This is a genomic window from Pseudomonas sp. 14A (assembly GCF_018132745.1).
Lineage (GTDB): Bacteria > Pseudomonadota > Gammaproteobacteria > Pseudomonadales > Pseudomonadaceae > Aquipseudomonas > Aquipseudomonas mercuritolerans.
On sequence record NZ_JAGRQJ010000003.1, the window covers coordinates 138,122 to 156,106 of the forward strand.

Annotated in this window: 15 protein-coding genes; 5 read left to right on the forward strand and 10 right to left on the reverse strand. The window is 60.6% G+C overall.

Translation table 11 applies throughout. From position 1 onward, the window contains the following. Window positions 1–26: 26 nt before the first annotated feature. Window positions 27–2,342: a TonB-dependent siderophore receptor gene (locus PS14A_RS03275; protein ID WP_212615305.1), complete on the reverse strand. Its 2,316-nt coding sequence runs from the start codon at window positions 2,340–2,342 to the stop codon at window positions 27–29. 207 nt (window positions 2,343–2,549) lie between these two features. Between PS14A_RS03275 and PS14A_RS03280 the strand changes: the two genes are divergently transcribed. Further along, window positions 2,550–3,230 (forward strand): Fe2+-dependent dioxygenase, encoded by a 681-nt coding sequence (locus PS14A_RS03280; protein WP_212615306.1) that lies wholly within the window; start codon window positions 2,550–2,552, stop codon window positions 3,228–3,230. After that, entirely contained in the window at window positions 3,227–3,967 is a 741-nt protein-coding gene (locus tag PS14A_RS03285) for a tetratricopeptide repeat protein (RefSeq protein WP_212615307.1), read from the forward strand. The genes PS14A_RS03280 and PS14A_RS03285 overlap by 4 nt, the downstream gene beginning before the upstream one ends. A 248-nt stretch (window positions 3,968–4,215) precedes the next feature. Here the strand turns inward: PS14A_RS03285 and PS14A_RS03290 are convergent, their stop codons facing one another. From PS14A_RS03290 to PS14A_RS03310, 5 genes are all read right to left on the reverse strand, one after another. After that, window positions 4,216–5,379: a type III PLP-dependent enzyme gene (locus PS14A_RS03290; protein ID WP_016771733.1), complete on the reverse strand. Its 1,164-nt coding sequence runs from the start codon at window positions 5,377–5,379 to the stop codon at window positions 4,216–4,218. 652 nt (window positions 5,380–6,031) lie between these two features. Beyond that, a complete protein-coding gene (locus PS14A_RS03295; RefSeq protein ID WP_212615308.1) occupies window positions 6,032–7,189 on the reverse strand; it encodes an ABC transporter ATP-binding protein in 1,158 nt (385 codons plus the stop codon). After that, entirely contained in the window at window positions 7,186–7,839 is a 654-nt protein-coding gene (locus PS14A_RS03300; RefSeq protein WP_024011588.1) for an ABC transporter permease, read from the reverse strand. Before PS14A_RS03300 ends, PS14A_RS03295 begins: the two co-directional genes overlap by 4 nt. Before the next feature lie 13 nt (window positions 7,840–7,852). Then, window positions 7,853–8,746: a glycine betaine ABC transporter substrate-binding protein gene (locus PS14A_RS03305; RefSeq protein ID WP_016771730.1), complete on the reverse strand. Its 894-nt coding sequence runs from the start codon at window positions 8,744–8,746 to the stop codon at window positions 7,853–7,855. Window positions 8,747–8,766: 20 nt separating this feature from the next. Continuing rightward, a complete protein-coding gene (locus PS14A_RS03310) occupies window positions 8,767–9,456 on the reverse strand; it encodes an ABC transporter permease (protein ID WP_166554532.1) in 690 nt (229 codons plus the stop codon). Between the two features lie 447 nt (window positions 9,457–9,903). Here PS14A_RS03310 and PS14A_RS03315 point away from each other — a divergent pair, with 447 nt between their 5' ends. From PS14A_RS03315 to PS14A_RS03325, 3 genes are all read left to right on the forward strand, one after another. Beyond that, entirely contained in the window at window positions 9,904–11,487 is a 1,584-nt protein-coding gene (locus PS14A_RS03315) for a peptide chain release factor 3 (protein WP_016771727.1), read from the forward strand. Window positions 11,488–12,246: 759 nt separating this feature from the next. Next, entirely contained in the window at window positions 12,247–13,428 is a 1,182-nt protein-coding gene (locus tag PS14A_RS03320; protein WP_212615309.1) for an MFS transporter, read from the forward strand. 159 nt (window positions 13,429–13,587) lie between these two features. Continuing rightward, window positions 13,588–13,851 carry a hypothetical protein gene (locus tag PS14A_RS03325; RefSeq protein ID WP_016771725.1) on the forward strand — a complete coding sequence of 88 codons (264 nt, stop codon included), beginning with the start codon at window positions 13,588–13,590 and terminating at the stop codon, window positions 13,849–13,851. A gap of 206 nt (window positions 13,852–14,057) precedes the next feature. Here PS14A_RS03325 and PS14A_RS03330 read toward each other — a convergent pair whose 3' ends face one another. Genes PS14A_RS03330 through PS14A_RS03345 form a run of 4 tightly spaced genes read right to left on the reverse strand, consistent with a single transcriptional unit; the run spans window position 14,058 to window position 17,965 of the window. Next, window positions 14,058–15,038, reverse strand: a complete 981-nt coding sequence (locus PS14A_RS03330) for a peptide ABC transporter ATP-binding protein (protein ID WP_212615310.1) — start codon at window positions 15,036–15,038, stop codon at window positions 14,058–14,060. Next, window positions 15,038–16,006: an ABC transporter ATP-binding protein gene (locus PS14A_RS03335; RefSeq protein ID WP_016771722.1), complete on the reverse strand. Its 969-nt coding sequence runs from the start codon at window positions 16,004–16,006 to the stop codon at window positions 15,038–15,040. Before PS14A_RS03335 ends, PS14A_RS03330 begins: the two co-directional genes overlap by 1 nt. A gap of 10 nt (window positions 16,007–16,016) precedes the next feature. Beyond that, entirely contained in the window at window positions 16,017–16,943 is a 927-nt protein-coding gene (locus PS14A_RS03340; protein ID WP_016771721.1) for an ABC transporter permease subunit, read from the reverse strand. An 11-nt stretch (window positions 16,944–16,954) separates the two neighbouring features. Beyond that, window positions 16,955–17,965, reverse strand: coding sequence for an ABC transporter permease subunit (locus tag PS14A_RS03345; RefSeq protein ID WP_016771720.1), 1,011 nt, complete (start codon window positions 17,963–17,965; stop codon window positions 16,955–16,957). Window positions 17,966–17,985 lie beyond the last annotated feature (20 nt).

Below are 17,985 nucleotides of genomic sequence, written 5' to 3' on the forward strand. Positions count from 1 at the left end.
CTCGCTCCCACAGGTTTTCACATCGGTCAGAAGTGGAAATTGGTGCTCAACAGCGCCGTGCGTCCCGCCGCCTGGTTGGCGAAGTGGGTCGAGAAGGCTTTGTCGTAATAGGTTTCGTCGGTCAGGTTCTGCACGTTGAGTTGCAGGTCGACGTTCTTGGTCAGCTTGTAGGCCGCCATCGCGTCGTAACGCACGTACGAATCGACCATTGTCGTGTTCGCCACACTGCCGTAGACGTCGTCGACGTAGAACGCGCCACCACCGATCGTCAGCTTCGGCGTGACCTGATACGTGGTCCACAGGCTGGCGCTGTTTTTCGGTGTGTTCGGCAGATCGTTGCCGTCGTTGGCACGACCCAGCGGGCCACCGTCAACCTGTTCGCTGTCCATGAAGGCGTAACCGGCGAACACCTGCCACTTGTCGGTGATCTTGCCGCTGGCCGACAGTTCGAAGCCTTGTACGCGGGTCTTGCCGGCGTTCTCGTAGGAGCTGGTGTCGACCTGCACGCGAGCGTTTTCCTTCTCGGTGCGGAAGATGTCGGCGGTCAGCGACAGGCGATCGTTGAGCAGGTCCCACTTTGTGCCGATTTCGTAGTTCTTGGTGGTTTCCGGCTCCATGTCGCTGCTCAGCAGGTTGCCGCTGCGATCCGGGGTGCCGCCCAGCGGATTGCCTTCCTGACCTTCGCCCAAGGTGTTGCCCGGCGGTGTCGCCGAAGTTGCATAAGAGGCGTAGATGCTGCCGTTTTCCGCCGGTTTGTAGACCACGCCGAACTGGCCGGTGACGAATTCGCTGGTGTCATCACCCTTGGAGGTGGTGGTGCCTGCGGCGTTGTAGGTTTTGTAGTCGGTGTCGAAGTGGTCGTAGCGCAGGCCCATGTTCACCAGCCATTGCTCGGACAACTCCAGCGTGTCGAACACGTACAGCGCGTAGGTGTCGGCCTGGGTGTCGGTGCCGGCGTAGTTGCGCGAGATCGCGCCGTTCCACGGATCGTTCGGATTCGGGTTCGACAGCGAGGTGCAGTTGTAACCGCTGGCGGCGCCGATCAGGCCCGGGTTGCAGTTGGTGGTGACAGCGCTGGTGCGCGGCGTGGTGTCGGTGTTGACGTTGTACGAGGATTTCTCGCTCTGCTCGCGGGTGTATTCGACACCGGTGGAGAAGCTGTTCTTGAAACCGGCCACGTAGAAGGTGCCGAACAGGTCGGTCTGGTTGGTGGTGGTTTCAGTATTGCTCACCCGCGTGTTGGCCCGACGCCAGACGCTGCCGTTGTTGACGTTGCCCTTGCTGTCGTCCGGCTGGGTGAGGATGTAATCCTGCATGCTGCTGCCGTGGCGCAGGGTGTTCTTGATGGTCAGCGCATCATTGAGGTCGTGCTCGATGGCGAAGGTCGCGGTGTCGGTGCGGCCCTTGCGGAAGTCGCGATCCAGACCATAGAAATTGTCGTGATCGCCACCGGCATACGGCTTGTCCGGGTTGGACTTGGTGCGTGCGGCCGAACCACCGGTGGGAATGGTGTACGGGATGCCCGAGTCCGGGGTGTCGTTGCTTTCCAGATGGTAGTAGTCGAGGTTGACGCGGGTGTCAGTGCCCAGGCCGAAGGCCAGCGACGGTGCGATACCCCAGCGGTCGTAATCGACCTTGTCGCGACCGGCGACGTTGCTCTCGTGGCTCATCAGGTTGAGACGGCCGGCAGCGCTGTCGCTGAACTGGTAGTTGCCGTCGAGGGTGTAGCGCTGGGTCTGGTCGGAGCCGTAGGTGAAGCCGCCGTCGAAGGAGTTGCCCAGATGGGCTTTCTTGCTCACCAGATTAATGCTGCCGCCGGCTGCACCGCGACCGCCAATCGCCGAGTTCGGGCCTTTGCTGACTTCGATGTTTTCCACAGCGAAGATCTCGCGGCTCTGCGAACCGGTGTCGCGCACGCCGTCCAGATAGGTGTCGCCCTGGGCGTCGAAGCCGCGAATGAACGGACGATCGCCCTGCGGGTTGCCCCCTTCACCGGCGCCGAAGGTGATGCCCGGCACGGTGCGCAGCGCGTCCTGCATGTTCAGCGCGCCGGTGTCCTTGAGCACTTGTTGCGGGATGACGGTGACCGAGCGCGGCGTGTCGACCAGCGGCGCGGTGTACTTGGGCGAGGAGGCTTTTTCGACCTGGTAGGACGTCGAGTCCTGGGCTTCGCCGGTGATGGCGGTGGCGTCCAGGGCGATGGCGTTGCCGGACGCTTTGCTGTCGGTTTTTTCCGCCGCGAAGACCATCTGCCCAGCGGAGCCGGCGGTGATTGCGACACCGATTGCCGAGGCGAGCAGACGTGGTGAACTGACCGGTAATTGTGCGTGTTGACGTGCCATTTTTATTCCCCTCCCCAAGGATTTGAGGCGGCGGAATATAGGGTAAACAGGTATTTGTATCAATTGCGAAACATTGTTATTCGCATTGAATTTACATTCTTTACAATTTGCCCTTACGGTTTCTGCCTGTTCGTTCGTCTTGGGGGTTTTACACAGTCAATAAGAATCAATACCATTGCCGCCTTCTTGCCATCAGGTGACATCGCCATGCTGCTGCACATTCCCGGGCTGTTCGCAAAAGACGAAGTGCAGCGCATCCGCCTGGCCCTGGAGCAAGCGGATTGGGCCGACGGCAAGGTCACCGCCGGCTTCCAGTCGGCCAAGGCCAAGCACAATCTGCAACTGCCAGAAGGCCATCCACTGGCGAAGGAAATCGGCGCGGCGATGCTCGAGCGACTGTGGAAGAATCCGCTGTTCATGTCTGCCGCATTGCCGCACAAGGTCTTCCCGCCGCTGGTGAACTGCTACACGGCTGGCGGCAGTTTCGATTTCCATATCGACAATGCCGTGCGCCAGCCCAAGGGCAGCATCGAGCGAGTGCGCACCGATTTGTCGGCGACGCTGTTTTTCAGCGAGCCGGAAGATTACGACGGCGGCGAACTGGAGATTCAGGACACCTACGGCACCCAGCGAGTGAAGCTGCCAGCCGGCGACATGGTGTTGTATCCGGGCACCAGTTTGCACAAGGTCAATGCCGTCACTCGCGGCGCGCGTTACGCCTCATTCTTCTGGACGCAGAGCCTGGTGCGCGAAGACAGCCAGCGCGCCTTGCTGTTCGAGATGGACGGCGCGATTCAGCAGTTGACCCAGGACATGCCCGATCACCCTTCGCTGATCCGCCTCACCGGCACTTATCACAACTTGCTGCGGCGTTGGGTCGAGGTATGAGTTTCCAGTTGCGCCGCGAGGAAGTCCTCGATGCGGCCGGGTTCGCGGCGATGCTTGAAGAAAGCCCGGCCCGCGCTGCGCAGGCGATTTTGCTGGCGGCGGGCGAGGGCGAGGTTGAAGCGCAGGCGCTGCTTGGGCAGATCCTGCTCGACGGCCAGGGCATCGCCCAGGATCAAGCGCTGGCGCTGCGCTGGTTCGGCATTGCCGCCGGGCGCGGGCATCTGATGGCGCGCAACATGCTCGGACGCTGTCATGAGCATGGCTGGGGTTGTGCTGCGGATGCGTCGGTGGCGGCGCAGCATTATCGGATCGCCGCCGAGGCGGGGCTGGACTGGGCGATGTACAACCTGGCCAACTTGCTGGCGACCGGGCGCGGGGTGACGGTTGATCATCAGCAGGCGTTGGCGTTGTATCGGCGCGCGGCTGAGTTGGGCCATGCGAAATCGATGAATCTGCTGGGGCGTTATCTGGAGGAAGGGCAGGTGTGTCCAGCGGATCCGCTGGCGGCGCGCGAGTGGTATCGGCGCTCTGCCGAGGCAGGGGATTTTCGTGGGCAGTTCAGTTATGCGGCGGTGTTGGCGGCTGAGGGGCGGGTTGATGAAGCGGTCGAGTGGCTGGAGAAAGCCTTGGCCGCCGGCAATCTGAATTTCCTGCGGGTGGCGAGTCAGGCGCTGGCGAATGCTGTAGATCCGAAGATTCAGGCGTTGGCTGGGCGGTATGCGCTTCGGTGCCAATAGCCCTCACCCTAACCCTCTCCCAGAGGGAGAGGGGACTGACCGAGTTGGATGTTCCAGGTACACCGACCTGAGATATCCAGTCGACCTCAGGTTTTGAAGAGCCCCCGATCTGCTCCCTTTCCCCCTCGCCCCCTTGGGGGAGAGGGCTGGGGTGAGGGGGATAGATCGAAAGCACACCACCAATCTCAAAGCCAGACACAAAAAAGCCCATGACACATCATGGGCTTTTTGCATTACCGATTCAGCGCTTAAACGTAAAACGACTTCAACGGCGGAAACCCATTGAACTCAACCGCGCTGTAACTGGTGGTGTACGCACCGGTCGACAACCAGTACAGACGATCACCAATCGCCAGGTTCAGCGGCAAGCCATACTTGTAGTTCTCGTACATGATGTCGGCGCTGTCGCAGGTCGGGCCGGCGATCACGACTTCTTCCATTTCGCCTTTCTTCTCGGTCCAGATCGGGAACTTGATCGCTTCGTCCATGGTTTCGATCAGGCCGGAGAACTTGCCCACATCGGTGTAAACCCAACGCTCGACAGCGGTGCGCGACTTGCGCGCAACCAGCACCACTTCGCTGACCAGAATACCGGCGTTGGCGATCAGCGAACGGCCCGGCTCGAGGATGATTTCCGGCAGGTCATCACCGAAGTCTTCCTTGAGGAAGCGAATGATCTCTTCGGCGTAGGTTTCCAGGCTGTTGGTGCGGGTGATGTAGTTGGCCGGGAAGCCGCCGCCCATGTTGATCAGCTTGAGGTGGATGCCGTCTTCTTCTTTCAGGCGTTCGAAGATCACTTTGACCTTGGCGATCGCCGCGTCCCAGACGCTGATGTCGCGTTGTTGCGAGCCGACGTGGAACGAGATGCCGTACGGCACCAGACCCAGGTCGCGGGCGAGGATCAACAGGTCCATGGCCATGTCGGTCTGGCAGCCGAACTTGCGCGACAGTGGCCAGTCAGCCGTGGTCGAGCCTTCAGTGAGGATGCGCACATAGACTTTCGAACCCGGTGCAGCCTTGGCGATGTTGCGCAGGTCGGCTTCGGAGTCGGTGGAGAACAGACGCACGCCCTTCTCATAGAAGTAGCGGATGTCCTTGGATTTCTTGATGGTGTTGCCGTAGCTGATACGGTCCGGGCTGACGCCGCGGTCCATGACCTTGTCCAGCTCGTAGATCGAGGCGATGTCGAAGCTCGAACCCTTGTCTTTGAGCAGGTCGATGATCTCGACGGCCGGGTTGGCCTTGACCGCGTAGTAGACCTTGGCGAATTCGAAACCGGCGCGCAGGTCATCGTAGGCCTGGGCGATCATCGCGGTGTCGATCACCACGAACGGGGTTTCCTGTTTGTCGGCGAACGCCTTCATTTTGTCGAATGTAGCGCGCGCGAAATAGTCTTCGACCTGGATCGACATGCTGGGAACTCCTGCTGGCAAACTAAGTTAATCAATGGGTGCATGAACGCCCTCCGTATCCCCACTTTGGTTCGCCTACTTCCCAAGGCATGTCGCCGAAAGCAAAAAGGCCCAGAGATGTGCAGCTATCCCTTGGCCTCGCTGTCTCGTCGTCAGTACTTGAGCCGGATGGATCGTTTCCAGCATGGACGTTCGGCGCGAACTTTAGGGCGTGAGGGGCGCGAGATCAACTAAAAATGTCGCGTTTTTGCACGCTTCTGACGTGCGTCGCGTTCATCACTCCTTCTACCCGACCGAGATGACGGGCAGATGTTCCCGGCGAATTTTCGGGTGTTAAACATATCTGCACGTTCGTGGCTTTTGTCGGCTAGATCACAGGTAAGTGTGATAGCCGCAACATCGGCGACGTTGGCGTCGAGAGAGGGTGTTGAAGGGGGATTTGGATCTTGAAGAAGCTGGATTGACGACGCTATTGCAGGAGAGGCTGTTGAGATTCTTTGTCACCCTGCGAAGATCAACAAAATCACGCAGATCCTGTGGGAGCGAGCCTGCTCGCGAAGGCATTTTCACAGCCGCCATCAGCGTCGACTGAAATTGCGCTTCGCGAGCAGGTTCGCTCCCACAGGGATCGGGTTTCAACCACGCAGACGGATTATGCGACCACCGTCTCAGCCGGCGAGACGATACTGGTCTTCATCCCCCGCGAACGTCCCGAGCTCAGGTACGCCGCGATCGATTCCTGCGTCACTTCACCGAGGAATACCCGTTCGGCATCCATCACCGGCAGCCAGGCGCGGTTGAACTCGTACATGCGCGACAACAGGATGCGCAAGTGCTCGTCGTACGCTGCGGTGGCGTTGAACTCGCGCAGGAATTGCGCGCAGGTGCCGGTCTGGCGATGGAGGTCGCGACGGCGCACATAACCCAGCGCCTTGTTCTCGGCGCAGGTGACCACCACGTAGCGACGGTCGTGCTCGTCCATCAATTCCAGCGCATCGGCCACCGGGGTTTCCGGGCTGACCGACGGCGCGTTGTCCGCCGCGTCTTCGGCCTTCACCAACAGCAAGCGTTTGAGCGTGCTGTCCTGGCCGACGAAGTTGCTGACGAAATCATCCGCCGGATGCGCCAGCAGGGTGTCCGGATGGTCGATCTGCAGCAGCTTGCCGGCGCGGAAAATGGCGATCTTGTCGCCCAGCTTGATCGCTTCGTCGATGTCGTGGCTGACCATGATCACGGTCTTGTTCAGTGCGCGCTGCATCTCGAAGAATTCGTTCTGGATCATCTCGCGGTTGATCGGGTCGACCGCGCCGAACGGCTCGTCCATCAACAACAGCGGGGCGTCAGCCGCAAGCGCACGAATCACGCCGATACGCTGTTGCTGACCACCGGACAATTCACGCGGGTAGCGATGCAGATACTGCTTGGGCTCGAGCTTGATCATGCTCATCAGTTCGCGGGCGCGGTCGTGGCATTTCTGTTTGTCCCAGCCGAGCAGTTTCGGCACCACGACGATGTTCTCTTCGATGGTCATGTTCGGGAACAGGCCGATCTGCTGGATCACGTAGCCGATGTTGCGGCGCAGGGTCACCTCGTCGAGATCGGTGGTGTCTTCGCCGTTGATGAGGATGTTGCCCGAGGTCGGTTTGATCAGGCGGTTGATCATTTTCAGCGTGGTGCTTTTGCCGCAACCCGATGGCCCGAGGAACACGCAGATCTCGCCTTCATTGACGGTCAGGCTCACCGAGTCCACGGCTTTGACATCTTTGCCGTTGCTTTGGAAAGTTTTGCTGAGGTTTTGAAGTTCGATCATTTCAGGAGTCCTTTTGGAGTCAGCGAGCGTTGCAGCCACTGCAAAACGAGGTCGGCGAAAATCGCCAGAAGACTGACCAGCAGCGCGCCGACGATAAGCATCGACATGTCACTGCGGCTGATGGAGGCGAGGATCAACACACCGAGGCCGCCGGCGCCGATGGTCGCGGCGATGGTCATCACGCCGATGTTCATCACCACCGCGGTGCGCACGCCGGCAAGAATCACCGGCACCGCGATCGGCAGCTCAACCATGCGCAGGCGCTGGCCGAAGGTCATGCCGATGCCGCGCGCGGCTTCGCGGATGCCCGGCTCGACGCCGGTGAGGGCGAGGTAGGTGTTGCGCATGATCGGCAGCAGCGAATAGAGGAACACGGCGGTGATTGCCGGCAGCGGCCCCAGGCCCTGGCCGAACTTGGAGTAGAACGGCAGCAGCAGGCCGAACAGGGCGATCGACGGCACGGTCAGCAGCACCGTGGCGCTGGCTTGCAGCGGGCCGGCGAGGGTGGGGAAGCGCGTCATCAGGATGCCCAGCGGCACGCCGATGACGATGGCCAGGGTCACGGCGATGCCGACCAGAGTGATGTGCTGCCAGGTCAGGTGCATCACCTGCTGCCAGTCGAGATGGGAAAAGGCGTTCAGAAATTCCATGACTTCTCCTCTCTTAATTCAGTGGGTGCTGGCGCAGGAAATCGGCGGCAACGGACGATGGGCTTTCGTGGTCGACATCGACCCGCGCGTTGAGTTGGCGCATGGTTTCGTCGTCGAACAGTTCGGCCAGCGGCTTGAGTTGTTCGGCCAGTTTCGGGTTGGCGTCCAGCGTGGCCTGACGCACCACGGGAGCGGCGGTGTAGTCGGGGAAGTAATGCTTGTCGTCTTCCAGCAATTTCAGGCCGAAGGCGTTGAGACGGCCGTCTGTGGTGTAGACCAGACCGGCAAACACCTGACCGTTACGCAGCGCGGTGTAGACCAGGCCGGCGTCCATCTGCCGGATGTTCTTGCGGGTCAGGTTCATGTCGTAGAGCTTGACCATGCCGTCGAGACCGTCGGAGCGGTTGGCGAACTCGGTATCCAGCGCCACCAGGTGGTTGGTCTTGGCCTCGGCGCGCAGCACTTCGTTGAGCTGGCTGATATTGCCGATCTGCGGGTATTGCTCGGCAACCTTTTTCGGCAGGGCGAGGGCATAGGTGTTGCTGAACTTCGAAGGCGTCAGCCAGACCAGGCCTTTTTTCGCGTCGAGTTCTTTGACCCGGGCGTAGGACTGCGCGCTGTCGAGTTTCTCGGTGACATGGTTGTAGGCCACCAGCGACACGCCGGTGTATTCCCAGAGCAGGTCCAATTGGCCGCTTTCGTGGGCGCTGCGCGCGAGGTTGCTGCCCAGACCGCCGGTGATCTGCGCGTCGTAGCCTTTGCTGCGCAGGTATTGCGCGGTGATTTCGGCGAGCAGGGTCTGCTCTGTGAAGACCCGGGCGCCGAGGCGGATGACCGGTTTTTCAGCGGCTTGCGCGATTCCTGCGAACAGCAGGACGCAGCCTAAGATCAAGCTAAGTCGTTTCATAAATATTCCTTCGCAAAGCCTTAAGACGGGCGCAGACCGCGTTCCAGCCATAGGCGGCTGGCGAGGGTGACCACGCCATCGAGCAACAGCGCCAACAGCGCGGTGCACGCGGCGCCGAGCAGCAGTTGCGGCTGATTGTTCAGGGCGATGCCGGGGAAGATCAGGCTGCCGAGGCTGTTGGCGCCGATCAGGAACGCCAGCGGCGCGGTGCCGACGTTGATCGCCAGTGCGACCCGCACGCCACCGACGATGATCGGCACGGCGTTGGGCAATTCGACTTTCCACAACACTTGGCGCGGGGTCATGCCGATGCCGACAGCGGCTTCCTTCAGCGAGCCCTGGACATTTTTCAGGCCTTCATAGGTGTTGCGCACGATTGGCAACAGCGAGGCGAGGAACAGGGCGAAGATCGCCGGGCCACTGCCGATGCCGAGGATGCCCAGCGCAATCGCGAGCACGGCCAGCGGTGGCACGGTGTTGCCGATATTGAAGATCTGCATGAAGCGTTCGGCGCGGCCGACCATGCTCGGGCGGCTGAGGAAGATACCGGCGGGGATGCCCACGACAAGGGCGGCCAGCATGGAAGCGAGGACGAGAATCAGATGAGCTTGCAGGTAAAACAACAAATCGTCGCGGTAGTGTTCGATCGTGTTGATGCCGATCCAGTGGACCAGCAGGGCCAGGAGCGCGATCACCACCGCACCTCCCATCAGCCCTTTGCCATAGCGGATAGCCACAGGCGGACTCCTTTTTTTGTAGTCGGCGAGCGCTGCTCCGCGTGGCAAGCCATTCCTGGCTGCCGGAGTCAGCGTTCGCGAAAAGTAGCCGTTTTCCAGCACCGGCCAAGCGGTGCGAAAGCGAGCCATGAGCGCAGCCTCGTCAGGCTAACTTGCTGATTTTTCAGCCCCTGACGAAAGTTCGTAACAGGGGATGGACGTCTCCGTGCTTTAAAAGGTTCCCACATTGGATGCCATCTGGCCACCTGTAGGAGCTGCCGCAGGCTGCGATCTTTTGATCTGGCTTCTAAAAAACAGGTCAAAGATCGCTGCCTTCGGCAGCTTCTGCGGGGTTTTGTGCGGCCGAGGGACGGTGGTTTGGCGATCACTTTTTAAGCTATACTCGCCGCCCTTTTTTGAATCACCGCCAGGCGATTTCCCATGACCCAACAGGCCGCCGAAGTCGCGAAACGCCGCACTTTCGCCATTATTTCCCACCCCGATGCCGGTAAAACCACGATCACCGAAAAGCTCCTGTTGATGGGCAAGGCGATTGCAGTGGCCGGTACGGTGAAATCCCGTAAATCCGATCGCCATGCGACATCCGACTGGATGGAGATGGAGAAGCAGCGGGGTATTTCCATTACCACGTCGGTGATGCAGTTCCCCTATCGCGAACACATGATCAACCTGCTCGACACTCCGGGCCACGAAGACTTCTCCGAAGACACCTACCGCACCCTGACAGCGGTGGACTCGGCCCTGATGGTGCTCGACGGCGGTAAGGGTGTAGAGCCACGGACCATTGCGCTGATGGACGTCTGCCGTCTGCGTGACACGCCGATCGTCAGCTTCATCAACAAACTCGACCGTGATATCCGCGACCCGATCGAACTGCTCGACGAAATCGAAGCGGTCCTGAAGATCAAGGCTGCGCCGATCACCTGGCCGATCGGTTGCTACCGCGATTTCAAGGGCGTGTATCACCTGGCCGACGACTACATCATTGTCTACACCGCCGGTCATGGTCACGAGCGCACCGAAACCAAGATCATCGAGAAACTCGACTCCGACGAGGCGCGCGCGCATCTGGGCGACGAGTACGAGCGTTTCATCGAACAGCTGGAACTGGTGCAGGGCGCCTGCCACGAATTCAACCAGCAGGAATTCCTCGACGGCCAACTGACCCCGGTGTTCTTCGGTACCGCGCTTGGCAACTTCGGTGTCGACCACGTGCTCGATGCTGTCGTCGATTGGGCGCCGCGTCCGCTGGCCCGTGTGGCCAACGAGCGTACTGTCGAGCCGGTGGAAGAGAAGTTCTCGGGCTTCATCTTCAAGATCCAGGCGAACATGGACCCGAAACACCGCGACCGCATTGCCTTCATGCGTATCTGCTCCGGCAAGTACGAAAAAGGCATGAAGATGCGCCATGTGCGCACCGGCAAGGACGTGCGCATCGGCGACGCCCTGACGTTCTTCTCCTCCGAGCGTGAGCAACTGGAAGAGGCGTACGCTGGAGACATCATCGGTCTGCACAACCACGGCACGATCCAGATTGGCGACACCTTCAGCGAAGGCGAAGTCCTCGGTTTCACCGGCATCCCGCACTTCGCCCCGGAACTGTTCCGTCGCGTGCGTCTGCGTGATCCGCTGAAATCCAAGCAGTTGCGTCAGGGCTTGCAGCAGTTGGCGGAAGAGGGCGCGACGCAGGTGTTCTTCCCCGAGCGCAGCAACGACATCATTCTCGGCGCCGTCGGTGTGCTGCAGTTCGATGTGGTCGCCAGCCGCTTGAAAGAGGAATACAAGGTCGAGTGCTCGTATGAGCCGATCACCGTGTATTCGGCGCGCTGGATCGAGTGTGACGACAAGAAGAAGCTTGAGGAATTCTCCAACAAGGCGGTGGAGAACCTCGCGCTGGATGGCGGTGGTCACCTGACTTACCTGGCGCCGACGCGGGTGAATCTGGCATTGATGGAAGAGCGCTGGCCTGATGTGAAGTTCCGCGCGACGCGGGAGCATCATTAAGGTTTGAGGTGTTTTTCTGAAAGCCCCTGAGGTGTAGGCCTTGGGGGCTTTTTATTGCCTTGGGTTCGGGTGAATATCCGTTGCTTCGGTAGCGGCTGCTGACGGTTTCGCCTGACGGCGACTTACTTTTTTACAAGCGCCAAAAAAAGTAAGCAAAAAACGCTAGCTCCTGCGTTCGGCCCTCGCAGGCTCGGGTTCCTTCGCTCCGGGACTGATCCGGGCGCAGCGGCTCCGGTTTGCTTCGCTGCACCTCCTTCCGCTGTGTTCGACTTCGTCAAACGGTCGCTGCGCTCCCACACCCGGATCAATCCCTCCGCTCAGCCTTCCGACGTCGCCGGTGGATCAAGATCAAGAGCAGGCGAGCTGACACTCGGCCTATTGAGTGGTGAAAAGCGTGGGTTTTCGGCTTTTGATTTGCATTGTTGCTGCCCCTCACCCCAGCCCTCTCCCGAGGGAGAGGGAGCCGATCTGTTGGTTGTTCAAAATCTGCATTCGACTTGGTATTGCAGGTCGGCGTACCTCGCCCAATCACCACGGTCAGTCCCCTCTCCCTCCGGGAGAGGGTTAGGGTGAGGGGCTTTTGGTCTTTAACGCCGCGTGAAAAATCAAGTTGAATCCGGGCGCGGCGATTTTTCCGTAAGGCGTTTTCCCTCTACGTCGTAGCCATACTCTGCTTTTACTTCGGCTGACCTCACCCCCACGACATTCCAATCCAACCCGTCTACTGTTCAGCAAACCCTCGCGCCCATCGGACGTTACATGCTCAAAGGACTGACCCATCTCCTGCGCCCCAACGGCTATTTCACCCCCATGGCCTGGGTCCTCGCGGCGCTGTTGTTCATCAACCGCCTCAGCGCCATGGTCAAGCTGTTCATGGCGCTGTACCTGCGTCAGGAATTGGGCCTGGCGATTGAAACCGTCGGCTGGTTGCTTTCGGCCTATGGCGCCGGGTTGCTGGTCGGTTCGATGCTCGGTGGTTGGCTCAGTGATCATGTGCGCACGGCGCGGCTGACGGCGGTGCTGTTTTTCGTTTCGGTGTGGGTGCTGATGCTGTTGGGGCTGGTGACGCAGGTGCCGTGGCTGGCCGCTTTGTTGTTGCTCAGCGGTGTCATCGATGGGGCGATTCGGACGTTGCATCAGCGGCTGATCATGGAGTATTGCGAAGTCGCGCAACGTTCCCGTGCGCAGGCCCTGAGTCGGGTGGCGCGTAATCTGGGCATGGCCGCTGCCGGGGTGGCGGGCGGAGTGTTGGCGCAGGCGGATTTTCGTTGGGTGTTTTTTGTCAGTGCGGCAATGACGATGCTGGCGTTGCTGTGGTTCGTGCGCACGACGTGGCGGCGGCCGGTGCTGGTGGTTGAAGACGAATCGACCGATGGCTCAAGCCTGCCGTATCGCGACAAGCCGTTCCTCTGGCTGCTGGCGGCGACGGCCGTGCTCGGCATTGCATTCGACACGGTGTACAGCACGCTGGGCAATTATCTGCGTGATTACTACCACCTGAGCACAGAGGCGATCGGTTGGCAGTTCGGGCTCAATGCGCTGTTGGTGATCGCTTTGCAAATCCCGCTGTCGCACTCGGTCGAGCGCTGGGGCTCGCGCTGGCAAATGCTCGTCGGCAGTGTGCTGTTGGCCTGCGGATTGGGCATGTTGCCGTTCGGTTCCGGCTTGGCTTTTGTCTGTCTGTCGACGCTGATCTGGACGCTGGGCGAGGCGCTGTTCATGCCACCATTGAATGTACTGGCGATGCAGTTCGCGCAGAGCGGCAAGAGCGGTCAATACTTCGGGCTGTTCTTCATGAGCTGGAGCGCCAGTGCGTTATTGTCGCCGGTGCTCAGTGCGCAGCTCTACGGCCAGTTTGGCGGGCACAGTGTCTGGCTGATGAGCGCGCTGCTGGTGCTGATCTCCATTCCACTGACCTGGCAGGCCACGCGCAGCGCTTAGCTGATTCGGTTATCGGGGTTATTCGAAAGCAATCTGGCGGTCAATGGCATTTCTGCCTGCGCGGTCGCGTCCTAAGTGGTGAGCCGGTCGGATCGCAACTAGATTTCACATCGAGCCAGTCCGGCAAGCATGTCTTAGCGCAACAGGATGGAGTCGGCCATGAAAAGCAGATTGCTACGGGTTTTGATGTTGTTGAAAGTGATGGTGATGCTATCCCTCGGCACCGCAACGGCATGGGCCGAGTGCGAGGATCACGAATCTCAGGCGTTTAACGGCCAGGTCGGGCATAGCGGCCTGATGCTGGCCAAGTCCGAGTCGGAACCGGGGGATATGAATCAGGGTGGCAGCGCCGATGACGACGACTCGACCACTGATGAGCCGGACACCGATGACCCGGATGACGAAGGCGATAGCCAGACATAGATCGCCGGCCAAACAAAAACCCCTTCGGCCTCGACTGATGCGCAATCGAGGTGGAGGGGGTTTTGTTATCGCATGAATTCTTGAATCAACACGAACTCCCTGTGGGAGCGAGCCTGCTCGCGAAAGCGTCATTTCAGTCGACAATGTTGGTGACTGTTACACCGCATTCGCGAGCAGGCTCGCTCCCACATGGATATTCCGTGGTCTTACGCCGCGCCGTCGAGAAACTGCTCGGCGTAGTGGCAAGCCACTTGCCGGTTATCCAGTTCACGCAACAGCGGCTCTTCCGTGGTGCAACGCTCGGTCGCATACGGGCAGCGCTTGTGGAACGCGCAGCCCGGTGGCGGGTTCAGCGGGTTGGGCAGTTCGCCGACGATCTTGATTTTCGGCTTGTTCGGGTCCGGATGAATGGTCGGGGTCGCCGACAGCAGGGCCTGGGTGTACGGATGCAGCGGGCGTTCGTAGATGTCGTTCTTCGGACCCAGTTCCACCGGGCGGCCGAGGTACATCACCATCACGTCATCGGCCACGTGCTGCACCACCGCGAGGTTGTGCGAGATGAACACGTAGGCTGTGTTGAACTCCTGCTGCAAATCCATGAACAGGTTGAGCACCTGGGCCTGAATCGACACGTCCAGCGCCGAAGTCGGTTCGTCCGCGACCAGCACTTTCGGTTGCAGCATCATTGCCCGCGCCAGAGCGATACGCTGGCGCTGACCGCCAGAGAACATGTGCGGATAGCGCTGGTAGTGCTCGGGGCGCAAGCCGACCTGCTTCATCATCGCCTGGACTTTCTCGCGACGTTCGGCGGCTGACAGCTTGGTGTTGATCAACAGCGGCTCGGCCAGTTGATCACCGATTTTCTGCCGTGGGTTCAACGACGCATACGGGCTCTGAAACACCATCTGCACGTCTTTGCGCAGTTGCTTGCGCTCGGCCTTGTCGGCGCCGGCAACTTCCTGACCGGCGATCTGCAGCGAGCCCGATGACGGCTCCTCAATCAGCGTCAGGGCGCGGGCGAGAGTGGATTTGCCGCAGCCCGACTCCCCCACTACGGCGAGGGTCTTGCCGGCTTCCAGTTCGAACGACACGCCGTTGAGCGCGCGCACGGTGGCGTGGCCCTTGAACAGGCCACGGGAGACTTCGTAGTGACGGGTCAGGTCGCGGGCGGTAAGTACGACGGCCATTACGCCACCTCCTGGTTCAGCGGGTAGAAGCAGCGGGCGAGGCTGTTGGCTTTCGGATCAAGGCCCGGACGTTGGGTGCGGCAGTTGTCCTGCACGTACGGGCAGCGCGGCGACAGCAGGCAACCCTGCGGACGGTCGTAGCGGCCCGGAACGATGCCCGGCAGGGTCGACAGGCGTGAGGCGCCGAGGCTGTGCTCGGGAATCGCCTTGAGCAGCGCTTCGCTGTACGGGTGCGCCGGGATGTCGAACAGTTGCGGCACCTGACCGACTTCAACCGCCTGGCCGGCGTACATCACGCAGACGCGCTGGGCAGTTTCAGCCACGACGGCGAGGTCGTGGGTAATCAGCACCAGGCCCATGTTCTGCTCTTTCTGCAACGCCAGCAGCAGATCCATGATCTGCGCCTGAATCGTCACGTCCAGCGCGGTGGTCGGTTCGTCGGCGATCAACAGTTTCGGCTCGCCGGCAATCGCCATGGCGATCGCGACACGCTGGCTCATACCGCCGGACAGTTGATGCGGATAGGCGTCCATGCGGCTGGCGGCGCCCGGGATCTCGACTTTTTCCAGCAGTTCGATGGCACGCTTGCGCGCTTGCTTGCCGGACATTTTCAGGTGCAGGCGCAGCACTTCCTCGATCTGGAATCCGACGGTGTAGCTCGGGTTCAGCGCGGTCATCGGGTCCTGGAAGACCATCGACAGGTCTTTGCCGACGATCTGCCGACGCTGGCGGTTGCTGAGTTTGAGCATGTCCTTGCCGTCGAAGCTGAGCGAGTCGGCGGTGACGATGCCGGGATGCTCGATCAGGCCCATCAGCGCCATCATGGTCACGGATTTACCCGAACCCGACTCGCCAACGATGGCCAATACTTCGCCTTTGTCGACTTTCAGGTCGAGGCCGTCGACCACCGGGGTCGCGGTCTTGTCGCCGAAGCGGACGTTGAGATTCTTGATTTCTAGCAGTGACATTTGAATCTCCTCAGGCGGCGTTCTTGAGTTTCGGGTCCAGCGCATCGCGCAGGCCGTCGCCCATCAAGTTGATTGCCAGCACGCTGAGCAAAATGGTCAGACCAGGCAGACTTACCACCCACCAGGCGCGTTCGATGTAGTCGCGGGCCGAGGCCAGCATGGTGCCCCACTCAGGGGTTGGTGGTTGTACGCCGAGGCCGAGGAAGCCCAGTGCAGCGGCATCGAGAATCGCCGAGGAGAAGCTCAGGGTCGCCTGCACGATCAGCGGCGCCATGCAGTTGGGCAGCACGGTGATGAACATCAGGCGCGGCAGACCGGCACCGGCCAGACGCGCGGCGGTGACGTAGTCGCGGTTCAGTTCGCCCATGACGGCGGCACGGGTCAGACGCACGTAGGACGGCAGGGAAACCACAGCAATCGCGATCACTGTGTTGATCAGGCCAGGGCCGAGGATGGCGACGATCGCCACGGCCAGCAGCAGCGATGGCAGGGCCAGCATGATGTCCATCAGACGCATGATGGTCGGGCCGACCACTTTCGGGAAGAAACCGGCAAACAGACCCAGCAGGATCCCCGGAATCAGCGACATCACCACCGACGACAAGCCGATCAGCAGCGACAGGCGCGAACCCTGGATCAGACGCGACAGCAGGTCACGGCCGAGTTCGTCGGTGCCGAGCAGGAACTGCATCTGCCCGCCTTCGAGCCACGCCGGCGGCGTCAGCAGGAAGTCACGGTATTGCTCGCTCGGGTTATGCGGCGCGACCCACGGCGCGAAGATCGCGCAGAAGATGATCAGCAGCATGAACAGCAGGCCGGCAACGGCGCCCTTGTTCTTCGAGAACGCTTGCCAGAATTCTTTGTACGGCGACGGGTACAGCAGGCTTTGATCCACGGCGGACGTGGCGGTGGCTACTGAGGATGTTGGAGTGCTCATGGGTATTGACCTCAGCGCTGATGACGGATGCGTGGGTTGGCAAAGCCGTAGAGGATGTCCACCACGAAGTTGACCAGAATCACCAGGCAGGCGATTAACAGGATGCCGTTTTGCACCACCGGATAGTCCCGGGCGCCGATGGCTTCGATCAGCCATTTACCGATGCCGGGCCAGGAAAAGATGGTTTCGGTCAGGACCGCACCGGCCAGCAGCGTGCCGACTTGCAGACCTACAACCGTCAGCACAGGAATCAGTGCGTTGCGCAGACCGTGCACGAAGACCACGCGCGACGGCGACAGGCCTTTGGCCTTGGCGGTGCGGATGTAGTCTTCGCGCAGCACTTCGAGCATCGACGAACGGGTCATCCGCGCGATCACCGCCAGCGGAATGGTGCCGAGCACAATGGCCGGCAGGATCAGGTGATGCAGGGCGTCGAAGAACGCGCCGACGTCATCGGCCAGCAGCGTGTCGATCAGCATGAAGCCGGTTTTCGGCTCGATGTCATACAGCAGGTCGATGCGCCCGGAGACCGGGGTCCAGCCCAGGCTCACCGAGAAGAACATGATCAGGATCAGGCCCCACCAGAAGATCGGCATCGAATAGCCCGCGAGGGAGATGCCCATCACCCCGTGGTCGAACAGCGATCCTCGTTTGAGTGCCGCGATCACCCCGGCCAGAAGCCCGAGGATGCCAGCGAACAGCAGGGCGGCCATGGACAGTTCCAGGGTCGCCGGGAAAAGAGAGGTGAACTCGGTCCACACGCTTTCACGGGTACGCAACGACTCACCGAGATCGCCTTGGGCCAGTTTGCCGATGTAGTCCAGGTACTGGGCATACAGCGGCTTGTTCAGCCCCAGGCGTTCCATTGCCTGAGCGTGCATTTCGGGGTCGACCCGACGTTCGCCCATCATCACTTCCACGGGGTCGCCCGGAATCATGCGAATCAACGCGAAAGTCAGCAAGGTGATGCCGAAAAACGTGGGGATCAACAACCCCAGTCGGCGGGCAATAAAACTAAACATCTTGTGTGGTACCTCATCAG